Below are 537 nucleotides of genomic sequence, written 5' to 3'. Positions count from 1 at the left end.
TCTGTCAGCGCGATATGCTCAAGTAAAAGATTAAGCCATGCATGCTTTGATTCATCAATGAAATTGCGTACGGCTCATTAGAGCAGATATCACCTTATCCGGGATCCTCATATGGATAACTGCGGAAATACTGGAGCTAATACATGCAACTATACCCCAACGCAAGGCGGGGTGCAATTATTAGAACAGACCAAACGTTTTCGGACGTTGTTTGTTGACTCTGAATAAAGCAGTTTACTGTCAGTTTCGACTGACTCTATCCGGAAAGGGTGTCTGCCCTTTCAACTAGATGGTAGTTTATTGGACTACCATGGTTGTTACGGGTAACGGAGAATAAGGGTTCGACTCCGGAGAGGGAGCCTTAGAAACGGCTACCACGTCCAAGGAAGGCAGCAGGCGCGAAACTTATCCACTGTTGAGTATGAGATAGTGACTAAAAATATAAAGACTCATCCTTTTGGATGAGTTATTTCAATGAGTTGAATACAAATGATTCTTCGAGTAGCAAGGAGAGGGCAAGTCTGGTGCCAGCAGCCG

Annotated in this window: 1 rRNA gene; it reads left to right on the top strand. The window is 44.5% G+C overall.

Annotated features, from left to right (window positions below):
• Positions 1–27 precede the first annotated feature (27 nt).
• Positions 28–537, top strand: a 16S ribosomal RNA gene (locus KJK34_RS15535); the annotation flags it as partial.

Source organism: Flavobacterium coralii, from assembly GCF_019891545.1.
Lineage (GTDB): Bacteria > Bacteroidota > Bacteroidia > Flavobacteriales > Flavobacteriaceae > Flavobacterium > Flavobacterium coralii.
This window is presented reverse-complemented; position numbering and strand designations above follow the sequence as displayed.